This window comes from Mycoplasmoides fastidiosum (assembly GCF_024498275.1).
GTDB lineage: Bacteria > Bacillota_I > Bacilli_A > Mycoplasmatales > Mycoplasmoidaceae > Mycoplasma_N > Mycoplasma_N fastidiosum.
In genome coordinates this window covers 1161291-1180516 of sequence record NZ_CP101809.1, presented here as the reverse complement: position 1 = coordinate 1180516, position 19226 = coordinate 1161291, and the positions used below count along the sequence as shown (strand labels likewise).

Here is a 19226-nt window from a genome sequence, read left to right as displayed (position 1 = left end):
ATAACATATGAAAATTTATAAAAAAATAATTAATATTTTAGGTTTGATGAGCATTGGTGCTATTACATTAGCAGCATGTGGATCAAATAATAGTAATAATCAAGCACGGATTGAAGCTTTGACTAAAGCAGTGCAAGAAGATAGCACAGCAATTACTGAACTAAAAACTCGTCTTGCAGGTTATTCAACTGATGATATGGAAATTATTGCTAACAAGCAAGAAATTGCCGAACAATCACGTGATTTTATTAAAGTCTTTAATGATACTTTTGGGACTAAATTAGCTTTCACCCAAGTTGGAGGAGCTACTGATTATGGTCAATTTTTATCTACTAAACTTGTTAATGGTGTAGGTAATGTTTTAATGATTGGGGGTGGTTCAGTTGATGGTTTTGCCCAAACAATTTCCCGATTTACCAGTGCTTCAGCAGCAGAAATGTTACATAATGATGATACAACTGCAGGTCAGTTTTTAGTAAATGGTAAAGCTTTTTTACCAGCAGCTGTGGAATCAATTGGGGTAATTTATAATCGGGATACTTTTGCCAAAGCTAAAATTACAGTTTTTGAAGGTCAATCTTTTGAAAATGCTACTACTAAACCAGCTGATTTAGTTAAACCAACCACAGATTACAACGGAACTATTGTTAAAGATGGTAATACTTATGTCTTTACAAGTGATTTAACCGAACCAGGTTATCGATTGATTACTAAAACTTTAACTGATGCTAAAATTGATCCATTTTATGTAACATCTAAAACCCAAAGAGAACAAATTTGGCCAATGACCAACCACTTATTGGGAGCAGCAGTTAATGCTCAAACTGGATTAACAGCCAATGATGAAGTTAAGCTGCGGTCAGAACCAAACGCAATTTTAACAAATGAGGTTATTAACAGTATGAAAACAGCATTAGATATTTATGGTCATGATGCTGCTTGAAATTTAAGAACTAACACCGTTGATAATGCTATGAATTTTGTAGCGTTAGGTCGATATGCAATGAGTCAAAATGGAACATGAGCAACTCCACAAATTACCCGAGCAAATCCTGATGCTAATGTTGGGTTTTTACCAATGCCAATTTTTAATAAAACAGATAAAACCGCAATGTTGTATCGCAGTGTTTCACAGCGATGAGGTTTGACTACTTTAGCAGAAGATGCAGCTAAAAAGAAAACAGCTCAATTATTTCTACAATTTCTATACCAAACCAAATCAGGATTAGAATATGCTGGAAACGAAATGCAATTGTATTCACCATTTAAAGCAGTTCCTGGAGTTAATTTAGATTTCAAAGATAATTTATCTGCTTCATCCCAAAGATATCAAGGAGCTGATTTAGGTGAAACGGTTGATAACTATTTTGTAACTGGATTTGGGAATACCGATGAGGTAGTTATCCAAGTAACCAATGAAGGATACAAAATGGCTGATTCTCAATCAAGACTAATTACAGAATTTAACCGTTTAATTGAAGCCCGAAAAAACACTACAGCAACTACTAAATAGTTTTTGAAAATTTATTTAGTTGTTCAATAAAAAAATGCATTTCTCTTTAGAACAAGAGAAATGCATTTTTATTCTTATGATTCAAAAAGAAAAAGTGATGATTAAAGTTTTACAAATACAAATCATTTACTTAATTACAAGTTATTATTTGAATTCACATACTTAATTCAAATAATTTTGTTTAATTTTTCATTAAAATTTAGAACGTCTTTATTTTTATCATCTAGGATTTTTTTATGATTAAGATTTCTAAAAGTGAAATTGATGCTTTATTTAAAATGAATTATTTGCAAGCATGCAAATACCTTCAAGAAAAATATGGTCTAGCTACAGGAAGCTATTTCGCAAATAGTGGATGTAAATCTACTAATTCTAAAATTAAAAGAACAAAAGAAGGGTTATATATTCATCACATTAAGGAAAATGAATTTGCAGATTTGGCCCAGAAACATATAGCAATTCTTTGTGATTTTAGTTATCAAGAACCAATAAATCTAGTTTATTGTAATTTAATTGAACATTTAATTTTACATGTTTTAATTGCATGAGAATACATGCAAAATAGACCTAATTTAGGTATTATTTGGATAATTGCTCAAATAAATGATTATTTCAATGAAAATGTTACTTTTGAAAAAACACCTCATCATGAAGTGCAACGACAATTATATAAAGATTTTAAAGAAGAATATTTTTATACTTTAAGTCAGATAATCAAAAAGGACAAGGAAAATATAATATGAAGTTTTTCCAAAAGAATTTTTATGTCTTATAAAATTTTGGGAGAAAATGAACAATTAATAAAAGAAGGAAAGATAATCAAAATTTGAGCTGATTATTTAGATCAAAATTATTATCAAGAATTAAAAGAATATTTAATTAAAACAGATGCATTTGATGAATATTCTTATTATCAAATTAGTACAAAAAATGATTTTCAGTATTCAGAATATATAGGAATATTAATGGGACGTCATTAGCTAATAAGTAAAAAAATAGTATTATAAGTTTAAATTAGAATTCAAATACATTTCTCTTTAAAACAAGAGAAGTGTATTTGCATTTTTATGATCTAAAAAAGCTATACTTTTCAAAGTATGATTTATCAAAATATTTTAAAGGGATAAAAGTGATTAATAATCATCACTATCAAATTGATTTTTGAGTTTTTGAATAATTCTATTAACAACTTCGGTTCTTAATTTATCTGGAAACCTTTTGGTCTTTAAACTTTCTCTAATTTTCTTCTTAATATTTCTTTCTGAATCTTTATTTTCAAATCAAGCTTCTTCAATTGTCATTCTTTCATGATTTGTTAGATTTATAAAAATGAATTGGGCTAAATCTTGATAAAAATACTTTGGAAATTTTCGTCTTTGATTCCGATTGACATTGCGAAGAATATCATAAATGTCATTAATTCATTGTTCTTCTTCAGTAACAACCGTTTCTTCTTCCTCTTCAAATTTATAACTTGAAGAAGTATAAGAATCAGACTCATAACTAAAAAAATTTGCAATAAATGCAACGGCTCTATTTAAACGACTTTTTAATGAAGAATAAAGTGTATCTTTTAATGATTGAAAAAATTCTTTAACTGCTTGAGTAAAAACTTTTTTTGAACTAGAATCAGAAGCAAGAGATTTGTGATCAATAATTTTAATTTCATTATTTTCTAAATTAAGTGAAGCAATTTTTTGTTCAATTTCTTTTTCTTTTTGTCTAATTTCTTCTTCTTGTTTTTGTTTAACTAATTCTAAATCACTTAAATTGAATACTTCTTGCAAATCTGCATGATCAGGATTGCTTTCAAATTCAATTAGTTTGTCAGCGTATTGAGCAATATTTTTGATAAATGATTCTCAATCAATTTTTCTTTTAATATCTTCAGCAATATAAATTTTTAATAAAATTAAAAACTCAATTTTTTCTTTTTCTTGTGGACTTAGATAAGGAAATTATTTTTTTATTTCAGAACTAATCAACTTAAAATCTTCAAGGAAATATTTTTCCATATCAGTATTAAGAATTAAATCTTTTAATCGCTCAAACCTTTCATCTCTAGTAGTTGATTCATCAAATTTTTGATAATCATCTTTTCCAAGAATGTGTAAGTAAAAATTATTAATTTTATTCATTAATATATCTTTAATTTCAACATCAGAAAAATTTTGTTTAGCATTGCGAATTGGTTTATATTTAGTTTTAGAATGATGTGAGTATAATCTTAATGCTTCATTTAAATTATCAGTAATGTTGATATAAGACACAATTAAACCATACGCCTTTTTTAAGGCATAATCTTTGTCATCAACATATTTTCTATTAACCCTAGCAATTGCTTGCATTAGAGAATGTTTTCTTAAATTTTTATCAAGATAGATAACATCTAAAGCAGGAACATCATAACCAGTCAATAGCATATCTACTACGATTAAAATTTTATGTAAACTATCTGGTCTTTTAAAACTATTAATAATTTTTTGGTTTCAAATTTTGGATCTTGGTTGATCTGTAGAATTAGATGAATTGGAATTACTATCGGGAGTAACAATAACTTCAATATGATTGCGTCATTCTGGCCGCAATTTTAAAATTTCCTGTTTATATAAATCTGCTATTTTTTTACTTTGAACTGCAAATAAAGCTTTTCCTTTTAAGGCTCTTGATCTTTTTTCATAGTGTCTGACAAAATGTTGGGCAACTAATTTAATTCTTTCAAGATTTTCTCAATGAGATTTGTTTAAAAGAACTTGAGTTTTAAGAATATTCTTAACTTTAATAGCTGTTTCTTCGCGATTCGTGGATAATTGATCGCGAATAATTTGATTTTCTTTTTCGTTTTCTTCTTCTATCAATTTTAAGGTTTGATCAGAAACATTAAAATTAATTAAAGTGCTAACATTCTCATACCGTAATTCCACAACGGCTCCATCTTCAGTTGCTTGATTTCAAGCATAAACATGGATGTGATCACCAAATACATTGCGAGTATCTCTGTCATCTGATTCGATGGGAGTCCCTGTAAAACCAATAAATTTAGCATTTGGTAAAGCCATTTTCAAAGTGCTAGAATAAGAATGTGTTTTAGATAAACCTTTTTCTAACTGGAAAGAAATTTTTTCACTTGCATCATCTTCTTGATGAGAACGATGAGCTTCATCGGTGATAATTAAAATATCTTGACGATCATTTAAAAAGCCAACATTATTACTAAATTTTTGAATGGTAGTAAAATAAATTGATTTTTTCTTGGAATTTTTTAATTCTTCTTTTAATTGTTGGATATTTTCGAAATTAATTAATGAACTTTTGCCTAAATATTTTTGAAATTTTTTAAAATTATTAAAAATCTGTTGATCCAAATCAATACGATCAGTCAAAACAACAATAGTAATATTAGGTAAAAAATCACGAATATTTTTAGCCAACATTACCATGGAAAGAGATTTTCCTGAACCTTGAGTGTGTCAAACAATTCCAACTTTGTTATCACTCTGTTCTTTTTCAACAATGATTTTTTTGCGAACAATTTCAGCAGATTTTTTTACAGCATAATATTGATAATAACGAGCAAAAATTTTACGTGGCTTATCTTCGCTATCATTAAAGAAAATAAAATTTTGAATGATATCTAAAAATTTCTCTTTTTGAAAAAGATCTTGAATAACAAACTCAATTTGATTTTTTCCCTCTACATCATCCCTTCAAAAATGAAATTCATCTTTTGCTGAAGTTATGGCTGAAACTTTAGTGGTTGTGTCATTAGTAATAAAACTGAAAAAATTACATGACAAAAATTTATTTCGATTAGAAATTAAAGTTTTAATTTTTCGAGATGAATTTTTAAGAGTTCCATCATGACTATCAAAACTGTATTTTTCAGTTTGACCCACAACTAAAGGAATACCGTTAACAAAAATAACAATCTCAGGAATTGATAAAGGATCTTCTTCATCTCTGTGATCAATATAAGCAATAAAATTATTATTTTCACAATTATCAAAATCAATCCATTTCATTTTGTAAACAGAACCGTTCAAACTTTTATATTTAAACGGAACAATTAAGGATTGAATTATGTTTTTATTTATATTAATAATTTTGGTATTTCTGGATTTGAAAAATTTTTCATTTAAAAAGGATTCATCAAAAAGTCTATAAAGATTTTCGCTCTCAAGCGAGTTTTCTTTCAAAATTTCAGCAATTTGAGGATTGATTTTTTGTAAAGAATCAAATAAAATCGATTTTATGATTTTATGTTGATTGAAGATATTGGCATCTGTAATTTTTGATTTATCCCAATGGGTATAACCAAGATTTTGAAATGATTTAGTAATTTTTTGAAGTAAAGCCATTTTTTTCCTGTATTTTTATTAACTTAATCAAGGCTGAAAAACAATTAAAGATAAAACAATAGCGATAAAAAAAATAAAAATAAAATTTATTTTTTTTCAATAAAAAAACAATGACAATAAAACTAAAATTGGTCCTCAAACATAAAGTGCATATAATCTTCAACCGTTGAAAAAAAGATTTTTAGCAGATTGAGAATTATCACCAATGTAATTTTTTAAGGACTGATTAAATACAGTGTGAGGAATTATTGCGCCTAGAAACAGTTGCAAAGCTAGAGCAATTAAAATACCAGCAATAACAGGTTTAAATCATTGGATATAAACAAGTCATTTCTTATTTTTTATTTTATAGAATAATTTGCTGGCAAAGTACATAATAAACATTGCAGGCAGCATAAAAACCGCATAAGATAATATTAAAACTAAAAATCCTCATCACTGATTAGCACTAATTAAAATTCCGGTCATTGCCGCTAATTTAGTTGATACAGTTCCAGGGGTTAAATTAGCAACTGTAATTACAGCATCGAAAGAATTAGGATCTAAATCTAGTGAAAAAGTGTTATTTAAAGTGGTTCATAACCATTGAAACATCGGAATAAAAACTTGACCACCACCAAAAACAATTAAAGAAATAATGGCAACAGCAATTAATGACAACAGAATTGGAACTAAAATCATACTTATTTGCGCACCTGTTGTTTTGCTCTAATTTTTTGCACGATAATAATTGAAAAAATCACTAACAATAATCCCAAAATAGCAAATGCAGGTAAGTTAAAAGGAGCAGGAACTAAAAAACAAAAAACAAAAGTAAAAAGAGTCAATCCAATTAGTGGCAAGGTTTTAATGCCAGATTCTTTTGCTTTTTTTAAATAATTAATGACAAATCCAACTAACATGCCCACAATCGCGCATAAAATGGCAACATTAATAATTAGTAAATACTGAATGGGCAGATAGGTAAGACCATAATAAATTCCCACCGCAAAAATAACATGAGGTAATACTCCTAAAAAAGTTGCTAGACTTCCCCAAAATAAGCCTAGTTTTTTAATCGCAATATAAGATAAAACTTGAATAACATTTGCGCCTGGTAATAAATTAGAAGTAATGATAATTTGTTGAAATTCTTCTTCATCAATTCATTGGTATTTTTTCACAAACACTGAATTAATGTTTGGCAATAAAGCATTGCCTCCACCAAAACTAGTAAAAGTAATTTGAATGATGACTCATAAAACAATTAAAAAATCTTTCAAGATTTTTTTAGATTTCATAACTTAACCAAACCAAAAAAATAAATAGATATTTAATAATAATTTTATTTACTTTTTTTATTCAACGCCTAAAAAAACCACATTTAAATCAATGTGGTTTTTTGGATTTATATTAAAGAAATGTTAAAAATGAAGAAAAGGTTTAAAGATATTCTTCCAAATTTAAATAATCAACAATTTGTTGACGAATTATGGTAATTTCATTTTTGATTGCTTCTTGGGTTTCACCAAAAAAATTGTAGTAAATTTTAAATTTAGGTTCAGTTCCTGATAATCGAAAACGTAATCAGTTATCGTCATCTAAAATTCAATCCAAACAATCATTAACATGATTTCATTCCACTTTAGTTACTGGGTGACTACTAACGGTTTTTAAAGGTTGATTTTCTAAGAAATCTAATTTAGCTTGCATTAATTGTTTTCAATTAGGATCTTTGATGACAAACGAATGAGTTGTTCCAAATCATTGACCATATTGGTTGTAAAGATTTTTTAAAACGTCAGTTAAACGTAATCCTTGGGATTGATAGTAATTAATCATTTCCAATGATAAAGCTACTGATTGATAACCGTCTTTTTCACGATTAAAGGGAAACAATAAAGAACCAATTGCTTCTTCAAAAGCGATTAATAAATTATTGTTTGCTTTTTCTTGTTTTTCAACAATATCACAAATGAATTTGAAACCAGTACCAGTTCGATGCACTGGGATTTGATGGGCTTTAACTAACCGATCAATAAAATTGTTAGTCACATATGAAGTAACCACATAACGATTAGGTTTTTGCTGAGTGGTTAGTAAATAATTAGCAAATAAAATCCCGTTTTCATTACCGTTAAAATAATAAAAACTATTATCTTTTTGCCGTTCACCCATTGCAAATCGATCACCATCTGGATCTTGACTCATTAAATAATTAATGTTATGTTGATTGGCATAAACTTCCATCGGCGCAAATGATCGGGGATCTTCAGGATTAGTAATTTCAGAATCAGGAAAATCACCAGTGATATTAGTTTCTGGAGTAAATTCTTGAAAGTTGATATATCCTAATTGGTGCATTAAAGCTAAACAAGTTTGTGATCCTACACCGTGATGACTACTATATAAAGCTTTGACACTAGTTTTAGCCCTTGTTGCAAAATTTGGTAAAGCTTTTTTCACTTCATCAAAATAAGTCTGCAAACAATCACTGGGTAGATACTGGATTAATGGGGAATTAATCGCATGTTCAATATCAAAAAGCTGATCTTGACTAGGCATATTTTGAACAATAATTTGGGCTTGTTCATCAATGACTTGGCTGCCAAATTGGTTATAGGCTTTAAAACCATTATAAGCTTTAGGATTATGACTAGCAGTAATATTAATGCCTCCATCCGCATTTAAACGACGAATCCAGTATGAGATTACTGGAGTTGCTAATAGTTTATTTTCAGGGGCTAAATAAACTAAAATGCCTTGAGCAGCTAAAACTTCCGCACAACTTAAAGCAAATAAATCTCCATTCAAGCGATTATCATGAGTGATTACTGCTACTGGCTGAGACTTGTTACTAGATTGTTTTAAAAAATGGGCATACCCCAATGCCATTTGGCGGTAAACAAAAACGTTTAATCGTTGGGTACCTGGTCCAGTAATTGCCCGAATTCCAGCGGTCCCAAATTTTAATGGAGTGTCAGCAAAAGCGCGAGCTAATTCAGCTTCATTCATCGTCTGAATTATTTGTTTATCAGCTTCACTAACTAGATCAGAATTTAATCACTGATCAATATTTTTTTTGATATTGTGATACAACATATTTATCCTTTGGTTCTACTAATAAAATTAATTTTAATCCGCTAAATTCATTTTTTTATCTTTGATTTCAAATGGTTTTTTACACTTTTTTTATAAATTAGTTTTTGAAATCAAAGATAGTCAAAAATTATCTGCTAAAATTAACTTTGATTTGTATATCAAAATCAATTATTGGCCAAAAACCATGATTACTAATAATTTCAAAAAAACGAAAACGAACGAGGTCATTGCTTATTTATTTAATTTAGTTCAAACTCGATGCAATTCTGAAGATACATCGTTACCATCAGAAGCATTTATTTGTAACAAATTTAAATGTTCCCGAATTATCGCAATTGCTGCTTACAACAAACTAAAAGCAATTGGTGCAGTGAATATTATTGAGAAAAAAGGCCGATTTGCCGTTAAAAATTTCAATAATCTGATCAAACCACTAAGTTATGCAATTAATTGCGATCGTGATACTACCGAGAAGGTAAAAGGTCGAAAAAAGGCTGATTGACTCCTACAATTTGGAGTTAATTACAAAAAATTCAACCAGTATTACAAGCAGTATTATAAAAATGATGAACTAATCATGACTGCTGATTACTACTTGGCACCTGAACTTAATATCGGTAATAACTTTAATGAAATTTCTATTACGCACAAGTTGGCATATGAAAATATGACACTAGAACGAGTTAACTATCACCTTAAATGTGAAAACATTGAGATGTTTGGTAGTCAGAAGATTATTGTTGTTTACATGGAGGGCTATTACCAAAACGAAATTTGTGTTTGTGCCCGCTATTTAATTGATCCAAATCATTTTATTTTTAGACACGATGAATACAATCTATTTTTTTAGATTGTATTTTTTGTTGCTTCAAAACTTGATATATTAAGAAGAAGAACCACTCTCGGCAATTTTTATTGTGAATTTCATTTAGTAATTAAAATTATAAATTCAGTGAAATGACACAAAAATTAGTAGAGATTAGTTAGTTAGATGATGACAGCTACCAGCTGAAAAAATAAAATTATTTACCAAATTTTCCCGCGTTCTTTTAAAGACGCTAATAATGATGGCGATGGTGATTTACAGGGGATTATTCAAAAATTAGATTACATCCAATCATTGCATGTTGACATTATTTGATTGTGCCCTATTTATGAAACCGAATTTGCTGATGCTGGTTATGATGTTATTGACTATTTCAGTGTTTGGTCAAAATTTGGCACACTTGAAGATTTTAAACAGTTAGTCAAAGCAGCTAAAAAACGCAATATTGACATCATGATGGATGTTGTATTAAACCATACTTCATCAAAAAACAAATGATTTATTGAAGCGTTGAAATCTCCCGATCAACCTGAACACCAATTTTATATTTGAACCGATCTACCTGGTAAAGAAGAATCGATTTTTGGCGGTTCTTCTTGAACCTATGTGCCCCATTTAAAAAAATATTATTATCACTTGTTTGCTGAAGAACAAGTTGATCTTAACTGAATGAATCAAACTACAATCGATAACTTTGCTAAAGTTATCGATTTCTGATATGGTCTAGGAGTAAAGTGTTTTCGCCTAGATGCCATTCAGCATGTAGCCAAAGATTTTGGAGCAACTTTTAGCCATTCGTTTGCAACTCACATGGTAGAAATTTTAAAAAAATTCAATCAAGCTGCTTTTGCAAACAAACCAGATGTTTATACTTTTGGTGAGGCATCTGGTATGAATCCCCAAAAAATTCTGGAATATGGAACAGGAATTAATCAAGTTTGTCAAAATTTTTATAATTTCAGTTGATGATGGGTGGGATGAAATCAACAAACAGGGCGCAATGGAGTAGATTTTAATTGGGACGTTAGCAATTTAGCTAACCCTGATGCCCGATTGTATCAATCAGATGTGCGAATTAAAACCGAAATGTTAACCAATTTTGCAACTAATCATGATACAGCTCGCGCAATTTCTCGTTGGGGTAATGAGGGAATTTATTGAGAACAATCTGCTAAAGCATTGTGCTTGTTATTAATGAGTTTAAAAGGCATTCCATCAATTTATTTTGGTGAAGAAATTGGAATGTTGAACAACCATTTTCAAAACCGGTCTGAATTCCGTGATGTTGATGCTTTAAATGCTTTTAAACTGTTAGTAGATGAAAAACAGATTTATTCTGAAGAAGAAATGTTGATTGGGCATAATGTGAACAGCCGTGATCATTCTCGTTATCCGATGCAATGAGATGGTGGTAAAAATTATGGCTTTAGTGAAAATGATCAAACTTGAATTAAATTAGGCAAAAATTTTGAGAATAAAATTAGTGTTGCAAATCAAGAAAACGATCCACAATCAATTTTAAATTTTTACCGTGATGTCATCAAATTGCGTAAATCTTCAGAATTTAACCAATTATTTTTAGATGGTAACTCACATTTTGAATTTTCTGAAAATTTGTTATGAGTAAAACGCACTTATCAAAATCAAACAACATTGACAATTATTAATTTAAGCTTACAAGAAGTTGTTTTAACAAAACCAATTTCTTACCAACAAATCTTGTTTAGTTCTTATCGGGATCAAAAAAGTATAACTAATAAATTACGCCCGTATGAAGCAGTTTTATTGTTGATTTAATGAGTAAAAGGTAAATTATTCCGTGCAAGCAAAGTTATATTACGACACAATAAACAAAATTATTAGACAAAAAGGATTTAACCGCGATCTAACCGCTAAAACCGAATCAATTTTTTCCCAAGGTAATGGGACTTTAGGAATTCGGGGAGTCGATGAAGAAATTGAAAGTTTTAACAAAGAAGATTTTTTTGTTAATGGGGTTTTCAATGTTGGTGATAAAGAAGAAGTCTCTGAATTAGCGAATCTAGCTGATACTTTACAAACCAAGATTAGTATTGATCAAACAACTTTTTCTTTATCAGATTCTTCTGGTTTAATTAGTTATGAAAAATGACTAGATTTACATACAGGTTTATTAACTAGAACCATTGAACACCAAATTGGGGACAAAAAATTCCAATTTATTTTTGAACGAATCGTTAGTCAAAAACATAAAAATTTTTATGTGCAACGTATTACAGTGAAACAATTAAGTGGAGCAGCTTCACAAATTATTGTTTATCCTCGTATTAATGGTCAAGTGACTAATTCTGGAATTCAACATTGTAATGAGGGAACTAAAAAATTAGTTGGTCCTAATCATGTTTCTTACACTTATAAAACTAACCAATCTGATTTAGCAATCAGTCAAGCAATGTTTTTAAATGTTTACTCAGGAGACCAAAAATTATTTAATAATGATAACGATTTCATTTTACAAATGAGTCGTCGTCAAGTGGGTTTTAAAGTTAAAACAGAACTAAGGGTTGATAAGCCGTTACATCTAGAAAAAGTGATGGCAATTGCAACAGCGATTAATCCTGACAGCCCTAATGGTTTAGCTAATGAAGAACAATTTGATAGTTTAATCAATCAACAGAACGATTTAATTAAAAACCTTACTTTAGAAAAGGTGATTGAAGATAATCATCAATTTTATACAGAAAAAATTTATCGACAATTTACTGTAGAAATCATTGGTGAATCAGAACAAGCCCAATATGCTCGGTTAGCATTAATGTTTAGTTTGTATCATGCTAATAATTTTGTACCCCAAAATAATCCCTTTTTATCAGTGGGGGCCAAAGGATTATCAGGGGAAGGTTATCAGGGGCATTGTTATTGAGACACTGAATTCTTCATTGTTCCCAACTATACTTTTAGCAATCCCCAGGTTGCACGCAATTTACTAGAATATCGATTCAAAGGATTAGAAGGGGCTAGAGCAAAAGCTCAAGAATCAGGTTTGCAAGGCGCTCAATTTCCTTGGGAAATGGGTTGACCAACTGATGGTGAATTAACCCCATTTTGAGGCCAACCGGATATTATTACTGGAGAACAAGTACCAATTGCTTCTCGAGCTCAAGAAATTCATGTCTCCGCAGATATTGCTATTTGTCTTTGACAGTATTATCAAGCAACTAATGATGAACAATTCATGTTGGATATGGGATATCAAATGTTATTAGAAACAGCTTGATATTATACTAATCGCGCTGAGCCAAAAAATAGCGGTTATGAAATTACTGATGTTATGGGTCCAAACGAATATAAAGGTAACATTGACAACAATAATTTCATTAACTTTGCGGTGCAAGAAAATTTACGTCTTGCTTTAAAAGTGCTACCGCGCTTACAACAAAAATTTGCTGAACCCAAATTAATTGATGGCAAACAATATTCTAGCTGACTAGAATATTTAACAACCAAAATTCCCTATCAAATTAATTTTGATTTGATCAAAAAAGTTGCTGATAATTTAAAAATTCAAAAACCTAATGCAGCACATGTCATTCCTGAAAATGATCAGTTTTTGCATTTGCCAAAATTAGATGTTTTACCCTTTCAATTTTTAGGTGATGCTGGTAATACTTTGTTTAATACTTCTGAGGGAATCAAGCGTTTAAGTGGACAATTAGTAAAACAAGCCGATGTTGTTTTAAGTCTCTTTGCTTTCCCAGAATATTTTGATCAAAATTTAGTTAAAACTAATTTTGAATATTATGAACCAATCACAACTCACGATTCTTCATTATCAGCCGCAACTTATATGATTATTGCTAATGATTTAAAAGATCGTGCTCAAGCTTATAAATTGTTCGAGTATGCAATTAATATTGATATGGGAACAAATTTCCATTCATGTGATAAAGGCATTCATGCGGGATCTTTATGTGCAATTTGACAAATGATTGTTTTTGGATTTGGTGGTTTTCGTTTTTGATCTAATTCGCAAAATGATGATTATCGAATTAATATTAATCCTTTAATTCCCCAAAGCTGAAATTCTCTAAAATACCGGGTGCAAGTTCGTAATACTTGAATTGAAATTGATATTAATCAAGAAACTTTTACAATTAAATTACTAGATGGCACAGCTTTAGATGTGTATGTTAATAACCAAAAAGAAACAATTACAATTGAGAAACCACGTCAATTCGAGGTTGTAAAATCATGAAGATAAAGGGTCTTATTTTTGATCTGGACGGTGTAATTACTGAAACTGCTGATTTGCATTTTTTAGCTTGAAAACAAACCTTAGCGCAACTAGGTCTGGAATATACTGAAGCAGAAAACCAAAGTTTAAAAGGATTAAACCGGCTTGATACTTTAAAAGCGATTTTGAAACTAAAGAACCATGAGTTAACTAATTCTGATCAATTAGAAGCATTAACAACAGAAAAAAATAATCTATATGTTCGCTTTCTTCATGAAGAACTAACCGAAAAATCAGTTTTAGCAGGAGTGAAAGATTTATTAGAGCAAGCAAAAAAGTTAAATTTAAAAATGGCAATTGCTTCTTCATCTTTAAACGCTCCGCTTATTTTAGAAAAAATTAGTTTAAGTCATTATTTTGATTTTATTGTTGATCCAAGAACCCTTAAAAAGGGCAAACCTGATCCTGAAATTTTTATTAAAGCAGCCGCAGGATTAGGTATGCTACCCCAAGAATGTATTGGTTTAGAAGATGCTATTGCCGGAGTCGAAAGCATTAAAAATGCTAACATGACAGCAATTGCTATTACCCATCAATCACCAGTGGATTTCGGAATTGCTGATTTTGTTTATGATGAGTTAACCGAATTTAATTTAAGTGATTTAATCAGTCAATTAGAAACAAACAATAATTAATAGAGGCAATTTCCTTGGCCATTGCATATTGAAATGATTGAAAGATTATTGATTTATCTTTTCAATCAGAATTCGAATACAATCTTCAAACTCCATTTTTCATTTTTGATAGCAATAATCAAAAATTTCAACTTAGAACATTAAGTGTCAACAAGCAACCAATTTCTTCGCCTTCAAAAAGGACTGAATGAAAATTTCGTTTTGAAATTTTAGAACCATTAACTATTGGTCATCAATATTATTTATCAGACGATAAAAATAATCAATTTGAACTGCATTATGGTCATATGGTACGGAGTGCAGAATTTGATCAAACCTTTTTTTATGATCAAAATGATTTGGGTTGCACTTATAATCCCTCTTTTTCCATTTTTAAAGTTTGAACACCCATTGCGACTCAAGTTGATTTAGTTTTAATTGATCCAATCACTAGTAGAGAAATAATTTGTTCAATGCAGAAAAATCCTGCAGGAGTTTGAGCAACTCAAGTGGACGGAGATTATGAGGCTTATAAATATTTATACCAAGCTAAAATTAATTTTCAAACCATTCGCACAACCGATCCATATGCACATTCTTCTGATGCTAATAACAAACATTCATTTGTAATTGATTGAAATAAAATTGAAGCAGCAACTCCCCAACACCAACAAATTCAACTAGAAAAACCAACCAATGCAATTATTTATGAAATTAGCATTCGGGATTTTACGGATCACCAACACTTTCAATATCGCAATAAATTTCTAGGTTTAACTGAAACTAATTTAACCGATGAAAATAATCATCCAGTTGGTTTAGATTATCTGAAGTGGTTAGGGATTAGTCATGTACAATTACTGCCTATTTATGATTTTGCAACAATTGATGAAGCCCAATCAGTAACTGAAACAGATTACAACTGGGGCTATGATCCGTTGCAATATAACGTTCCTGAAGGAAGTTATACAACTGATCCTCACGATCCTTATGCACGGATTATGGAATTAAAAAAAGCAATTGCAACTTTACACCAAAATCACATTGGTGTGGTTATGGATGTGGTTTACAACCATGTTTATGATCCTGATAATTTTGCTTTCAATCAATTAGTGCCTTATTATTTTTTCCAATATGATCACAACAACCAACTATTAGCAGATAGTCAATGTGGTAATGATGTTAATTCTTCGCGAAAAATGGTTGATAAATTCATTTTGGATTCAATTCAATTTTGAACAGAAAAATATCAAGTGGACGGTTTTCGGTTTGACTTAATGGGCATTTTGCATTTTCAAACTTTTAAGAAAATATCAACTTGAGCACAACATCATTATCCCCAACTTTTACTTTATGGCGAAGGTTGAATCATGAAACGCAAGTTTTGGGGTAAATTTGCTGATTTTTCTTATGCATCAGAGCTGAAAGAATTTGGTTTTTTCAATGATGTAAGTCGTGACTTTTTGCGGGGTAATGCTAATCATTGAACTAACGGACAAGATATTCTAGAGCCAATGCGCGAAATTCTGACTGGTTCCATTGGGGTTAATCAGGGAGCTAAATTTTTTGATTTACCGATGAATTCCATGAACTACGTTGAAATTCATGACGGTTATACTTTATGAGATCACTTACAAATTCATTTGCAAGATTGGTCTTCAGCTAAAAAAGAGAAAATTCATTTATTTGCTACTGCATGTGTTTTATTAGCACAAGGAGTGCCGGTTTTACATGGGGGCCAAGAATTATTTCGTTCTAAAAAATTGGTTGAAAATAGTTATAATGCCCCATTAGCAATTAATCAATTTCCATGAGATCAATTAAAGCAACATTTTGCTAATGCTGAAAAAATTCGAAAATTAATTGCAATTCGCAAAGAATATCCAGTTTTTTGTTTGAACGATCGGGAAAAAATTCGTCAACAAATTCAAGTTGAATGGGATAAAAATAAAAATATTTTGTATACTTTAAATGATGCTACAGCCAAACTTTTGGTTGGTTTTAATTATCATGCATATCCAAGCGAATTAAGTGTAAATATCCAAAATTATGAATTAGTTTTTGATTCAAATAATTCCTCAACAAATTATAAAAATTTAAACAATTCAAATTTCATTTTAGAACCTTATAGTTTTTGTATTTTAAAAACAAAAAATTAATTATTAAAATAGTTTCCAAAACAAATGCAACTACTTCTTAAAGTAGTTGCATTTGTTTTTTATCGTTTAATTATTTTAAATTCTTAATGATTTTCGTTATCAACTAAAACTGTACCATTGTTAAATAAAGTAGCTAAATGATCGTTTAGATTAGCAGTTTGACTACCGGCATTAGGACGCAATTGACTGCTTAATAAATTCTGAACAGTAGTTAATTGTTTGTTGTTACCTCATTGTAATTTAACTAATTCAGTTTTCAGTTGTTCAAATGAAAGCTTTGCATGATTAGCGCCTGATTTTGTTGTTCCATTTACTAAATCAGTATAAACATATCCGGATTTATCTGAATTTTTAGCAATCGCATTTAATTTATTTTGATTATCTGTTGATAAACCAGTTATTTTAGAAAAGTCATCTAAAGCTTTACCAAAAGTTCCCTCACTTGTTCCTTTTATGTCGGTAATGATTACTTCTAATGCGCGCATTAATGGTGCAGTATTTTTATTTTGTTCGGTTTGTGTCGCTGGAACTGCTTCTGTTGCGCTTGTAATTTTTTGAATGTGATTTCCTAACGATTCTACAGCGCTAACAACTTCTAAAACATTACCATAATTTTTTGAAACACCAATGGTTTGATTTAATGCAGTTGCTTGTTGTAATAGCGGATAAAAAATAGTACTTTGGTTTGTGGTTCATAAATTAGGTTGTAACTTATTTCACTTTTTTTTGAAAGCAATAAATTTGGTTACTAAAGCTTCGGCTTGGGTTTTAAAAGCATTAATTTTAGTTTTATCGGCTGTTTTACTGGTATCAGTAATACCATCATGCAAGGATTTTAAATCCTGAACTAATTTAGCTAAAGCATTTGTTGTACTACCAGCAACTAAGTATGTTTGATAAGATTGCACACCGTTTGCGATTTTTTCTAAAACATTTTTAATACCATTATCACCCGTTTGGCTTAACAATTTAGCTACATTAGCGCTATCTTTTGTTAAATACGCATTTAAACGTGCCACATCTAGTGGGGTTGGATTTTCCACATGTAGTGCTAATAAATTAACTGCACTTGCTAATTTAGATAATAAAGCTTGGTTATATGTCAATGATTTAATTTCATTGTTAATTTGATTTCATGCGACTGATTGATCAGCAAGACCAACAATAATTGTATACAATTTAGTACTTTTAGCTGCAGTGTTAGCTGGAGCATTGCGCTCAGCGGTTAACTCATCATTACCAGTGGTTCATAAATCTTTACCAGCTTCACCTAATACGCCAGTCCGTACTTTTGTAACTAAACGATTTAAAGTAGTGGTATGAGTAGAACCGTCTGTTCCTTGTAAAAAAGTTGTTACATCATTGTTAACAAAATTATCTAATTCAGAAGTTGCGCTATCTAAAATAAAAGCTGATCTTTCAACGTTTACTAATCTAGCTGCAACTAATTTCACTTCGGCTTCATATGTGTTTTTAGCTGTAACTAAAGCAGTTAATTGCGTTTGCACATTAGCTTCAGTAGATTTTAAGAAGTTGTCAATAGCAGTTGTTAATTGAGTTTGTAAATTTTTTAACTTTTTGGCATCATCTTTCTTAGGTAGTTCTTGAAATTTTTTAAGTAGATCTTCAGCACCATCAGATACTTTTCTTAAAGCATCTTGAAATGGTTTTTTCTGCTCATCTTTAATAGTTGTTTCTTGTGCTGAATTAACATTATTACTTAATGTTTTTACTAATGCAAAAACAGTAGCAGCATCAGAGTCTGCTGCTGTGTCTGCTGTTTTACCCAGTGCAGTTTCTGAATCTTTCACTTTTTCTTGGTTAAAATCATCAATCAAAGTTACTTTTGCTAATTGAGTGGTAATACTATTTTTCCAATCATTTAAATTATTCTTAATGATTGAAGATAAGCCAGGAGTTTGTAAAACAGCTTCGGCAAATTTTTTCTGTTCTTCAGTTGCTGTTGGTACAACTGGAACTTGGGGTTGATGAGTTTTCTTATTTGCATCTGTCTTAGGATCTTGACTAGGAGGATTCGCATTTTTATTAGAAGAATCAGAGGCATTATCGCTTGGTGTGTTACTGCTATTGTTAACCCCAGATTGAGCACCACAAGCAGCAAGCACTAAACTGCTTGTTGTTGCAACTCCTAAACTGGCTAATCATAATTTATTTTTTTGAATGAATTTTAATTTCTTCATTAATTAAAAAGTCCTTATTTTCTTAAAAATTATTTTTAGATGTCCAAAGAAAAATCTTTAAACATCACTCATTTTACAAAAGTCTTTTTTTTTTTTTTGAGAAGAACAGAATCTAAAAATATGGGGATAAATTTTTAAAAATGAATTTTTCACCCAAAAATTATTTATTTTTAAAAATGAAAATTTCAATTTAAAAAATAT

At 29.9% G+C, this 19226-nt stretch carries 13 protein-coding genes; 7 read left to right on the top strand and 6 right to left on the bottom strand.

Going from position 1 to position 19226, the window contains the following annotated elements:
• The first annotated feature begins 7 nt into the window (after window positions 1-7).
• Both NPA10_RS04210 and NPA10_RS04205 read left to right on the top strand, forming a co-directional pair.
• Window positions 8-1513 carry a type 2 periplasmic-binding domain-containing protein gene (locus tag NPA10_RS04210; RefSeq protein WP_256547463.1) on the top strand — a complete coding sequence of 502 codons (1506 nt, stop codon included), beginning with the start codon at window positions 8-10 and terminating at the stop codon, window positions 1511-1513.
• 236 nt (window positions 1514-1749) lie between these two features.
• Window positions 1750-2493, top strand: a complete 744-nt coding sequence (locus NPA10_RS04205) for a hypothetical protein (protein WP_256547462.1) — start codon at window positions 1750-1752, stop codon at window positions 2491-2493.
• Between the two features lie 153 nt (window positions 2494-2646).
• Here the strand turns inward: NPA10_RS04205 and NPA10_RS04200 are convergent, their stop codons facing one another.
• The 5 genes from NPA10_RS04200 to NPA10_RS04180 all read right to left on the bottom strand — a co-directional run bounded on the left by NPA10_RS04200 (window position 2647) and on the right by NPA10_RS04180 (window position 8952).
• Window positions 2647-3300, bottom strand: coding sequence for a hypothetical protein (locus NPA10_RS04200; protein ID WP_256547461.1), 654 nt, complete (start codon window positions 3298-3300; stop codon window positions 2647-2649).
• Window positions 3301-3471: 171 nt separating this feature from the next.
• Window positions 3472-5871, bottom strand: coding sequence for a type I restriction endonuclease subunit R (locus NPA10_RS04195; RefSeq protein ID WP_256547460.1), 2400 nt, complete (start codon window positions 5869-5871; stop codon window positions 3472-3474).
• Between the two features lie 18 nt (window positions 5872-5889).
• Window positions 5890-6552, bottom strand: a complete 663-nt coding sequence (locus NPA10_RS04190; protein WP_256547459.1) for a chromate transporter — start codon at window positions 6550-6552, stop codon at window positions 5890-5892.
• Window positions 6553-6554: 2 nt separating this feature from the next.
• Window positions 6555-7151 carry a chromate transporter gene (locus NPA10_RS04185; protein WP_256547458.1) on the bottom strand — a complete coding sequence of 199 codons (597 nt, stop codon included), beginning with the start codon at window positions 7149-7151 and terminating at the stop codon, window positions 6555-6557.
• A gap of 142 nt (window positions 7152-7293) precedes the next feature.
• The gene (locus NPA10_RS04180) at window positions 7294-8952 is read right to left on the bottom strand and encodes a phospho-sugar mutase (RefSeq protein WP_256547457.1); all 1659 of its coding nucleotides are present in this window, start codon (window positions 8950-8952) and stop codon (window positions 7294-7296) included.
• A 61-nt stretch (window positions 8953-9013) separates the two neighbouring features.
• On the opposite strand from NPA10_RS04180, the gene NPA10_RS04175 reads away from it, so the two are divergent.
• The 5 genes from NPA10_RS04175 (at window position 9014) to pulA (ending at window position 16824) form a co-directional block, all read left to right on the top strand.
• Window positions 9014-9802 (top strand): hypothetical protein, encoded by a 789-nt coding sequence (locus tag NPA10_RS04175; RefSeq protein ID WP_256547456.1) that lies wholly within the window; start codon window positions 9014-9016, stop codon window positions 9800-9802.
• Between the two features lie 144 nt (window positions 9803-9946).
• Window positions 9947-11575, top strand: a complete 1629-nt coding sequence (locus tag NPA10_RS04170; protein ID WP_256547876.1) for an alpha-amylase family glycosyl hydrolase — start codon at window positions 9947-9949, stop codon at window positions 11573-11575.
• A gap of 22 nt (window positions 11576-11597) precedes the next feature.
• Window positions 11598-14018 carry a glycosyl hydrolase family 65 domain-containing protein gene (locus NPA10_RS04165; RefSeq protein ID WP_256547455.1) on the top strand — a complete coding sequence of 807 codons (2421 nt, stop codon included), beginning with the start codon at window positions 11598-11600 and terminating at the stop codon, window positions 14016-14018.
• Window positions 14009-14686 (top strand): beta-phosphoglucomutase, encoded by a 678-nt coding sequence (pgmB, locus tag NPA10_RS04160; RefSeq protein WP_256547454.1) that lies wholly within the window; start codon window positions 14009-14011, stop codon window positions 14684-14686. Before NPA10_RS04165 ends, pgmB begins: the two co-directional genes overlap by 10 nt.
• 14 nt (window positions 14687-14700) lie before the next feature.
• Window positions 14701-16824 (top strand): type I pullulanase, encoded by a 2124-nt coding sequence (gene pulA, locus NPA10_RS04155; protein WP_256547453.1) that lies wholly within the window; start codon window positions 14701-14703, stop codon window positions 16822-16824.
• An 83-nt stretch (window positions 16825-16907) separates the two neighbouring features.
• Here the strand turns inward: pulA and NPA10_RS04150 are convergent, their stop codons facing one another.
• On the bottom strand, window positions 16908-19025 hold the full coding sequence (locus NPA10_RS04150; protein WP_256547452.1) for a hypothetical protein: 2118 nt from the start codon (window positions 19023-19025) through the stop codon (window positions 16908-16910).
• Window positions 19026-19226: the final 201 nt, after the last annotated feature.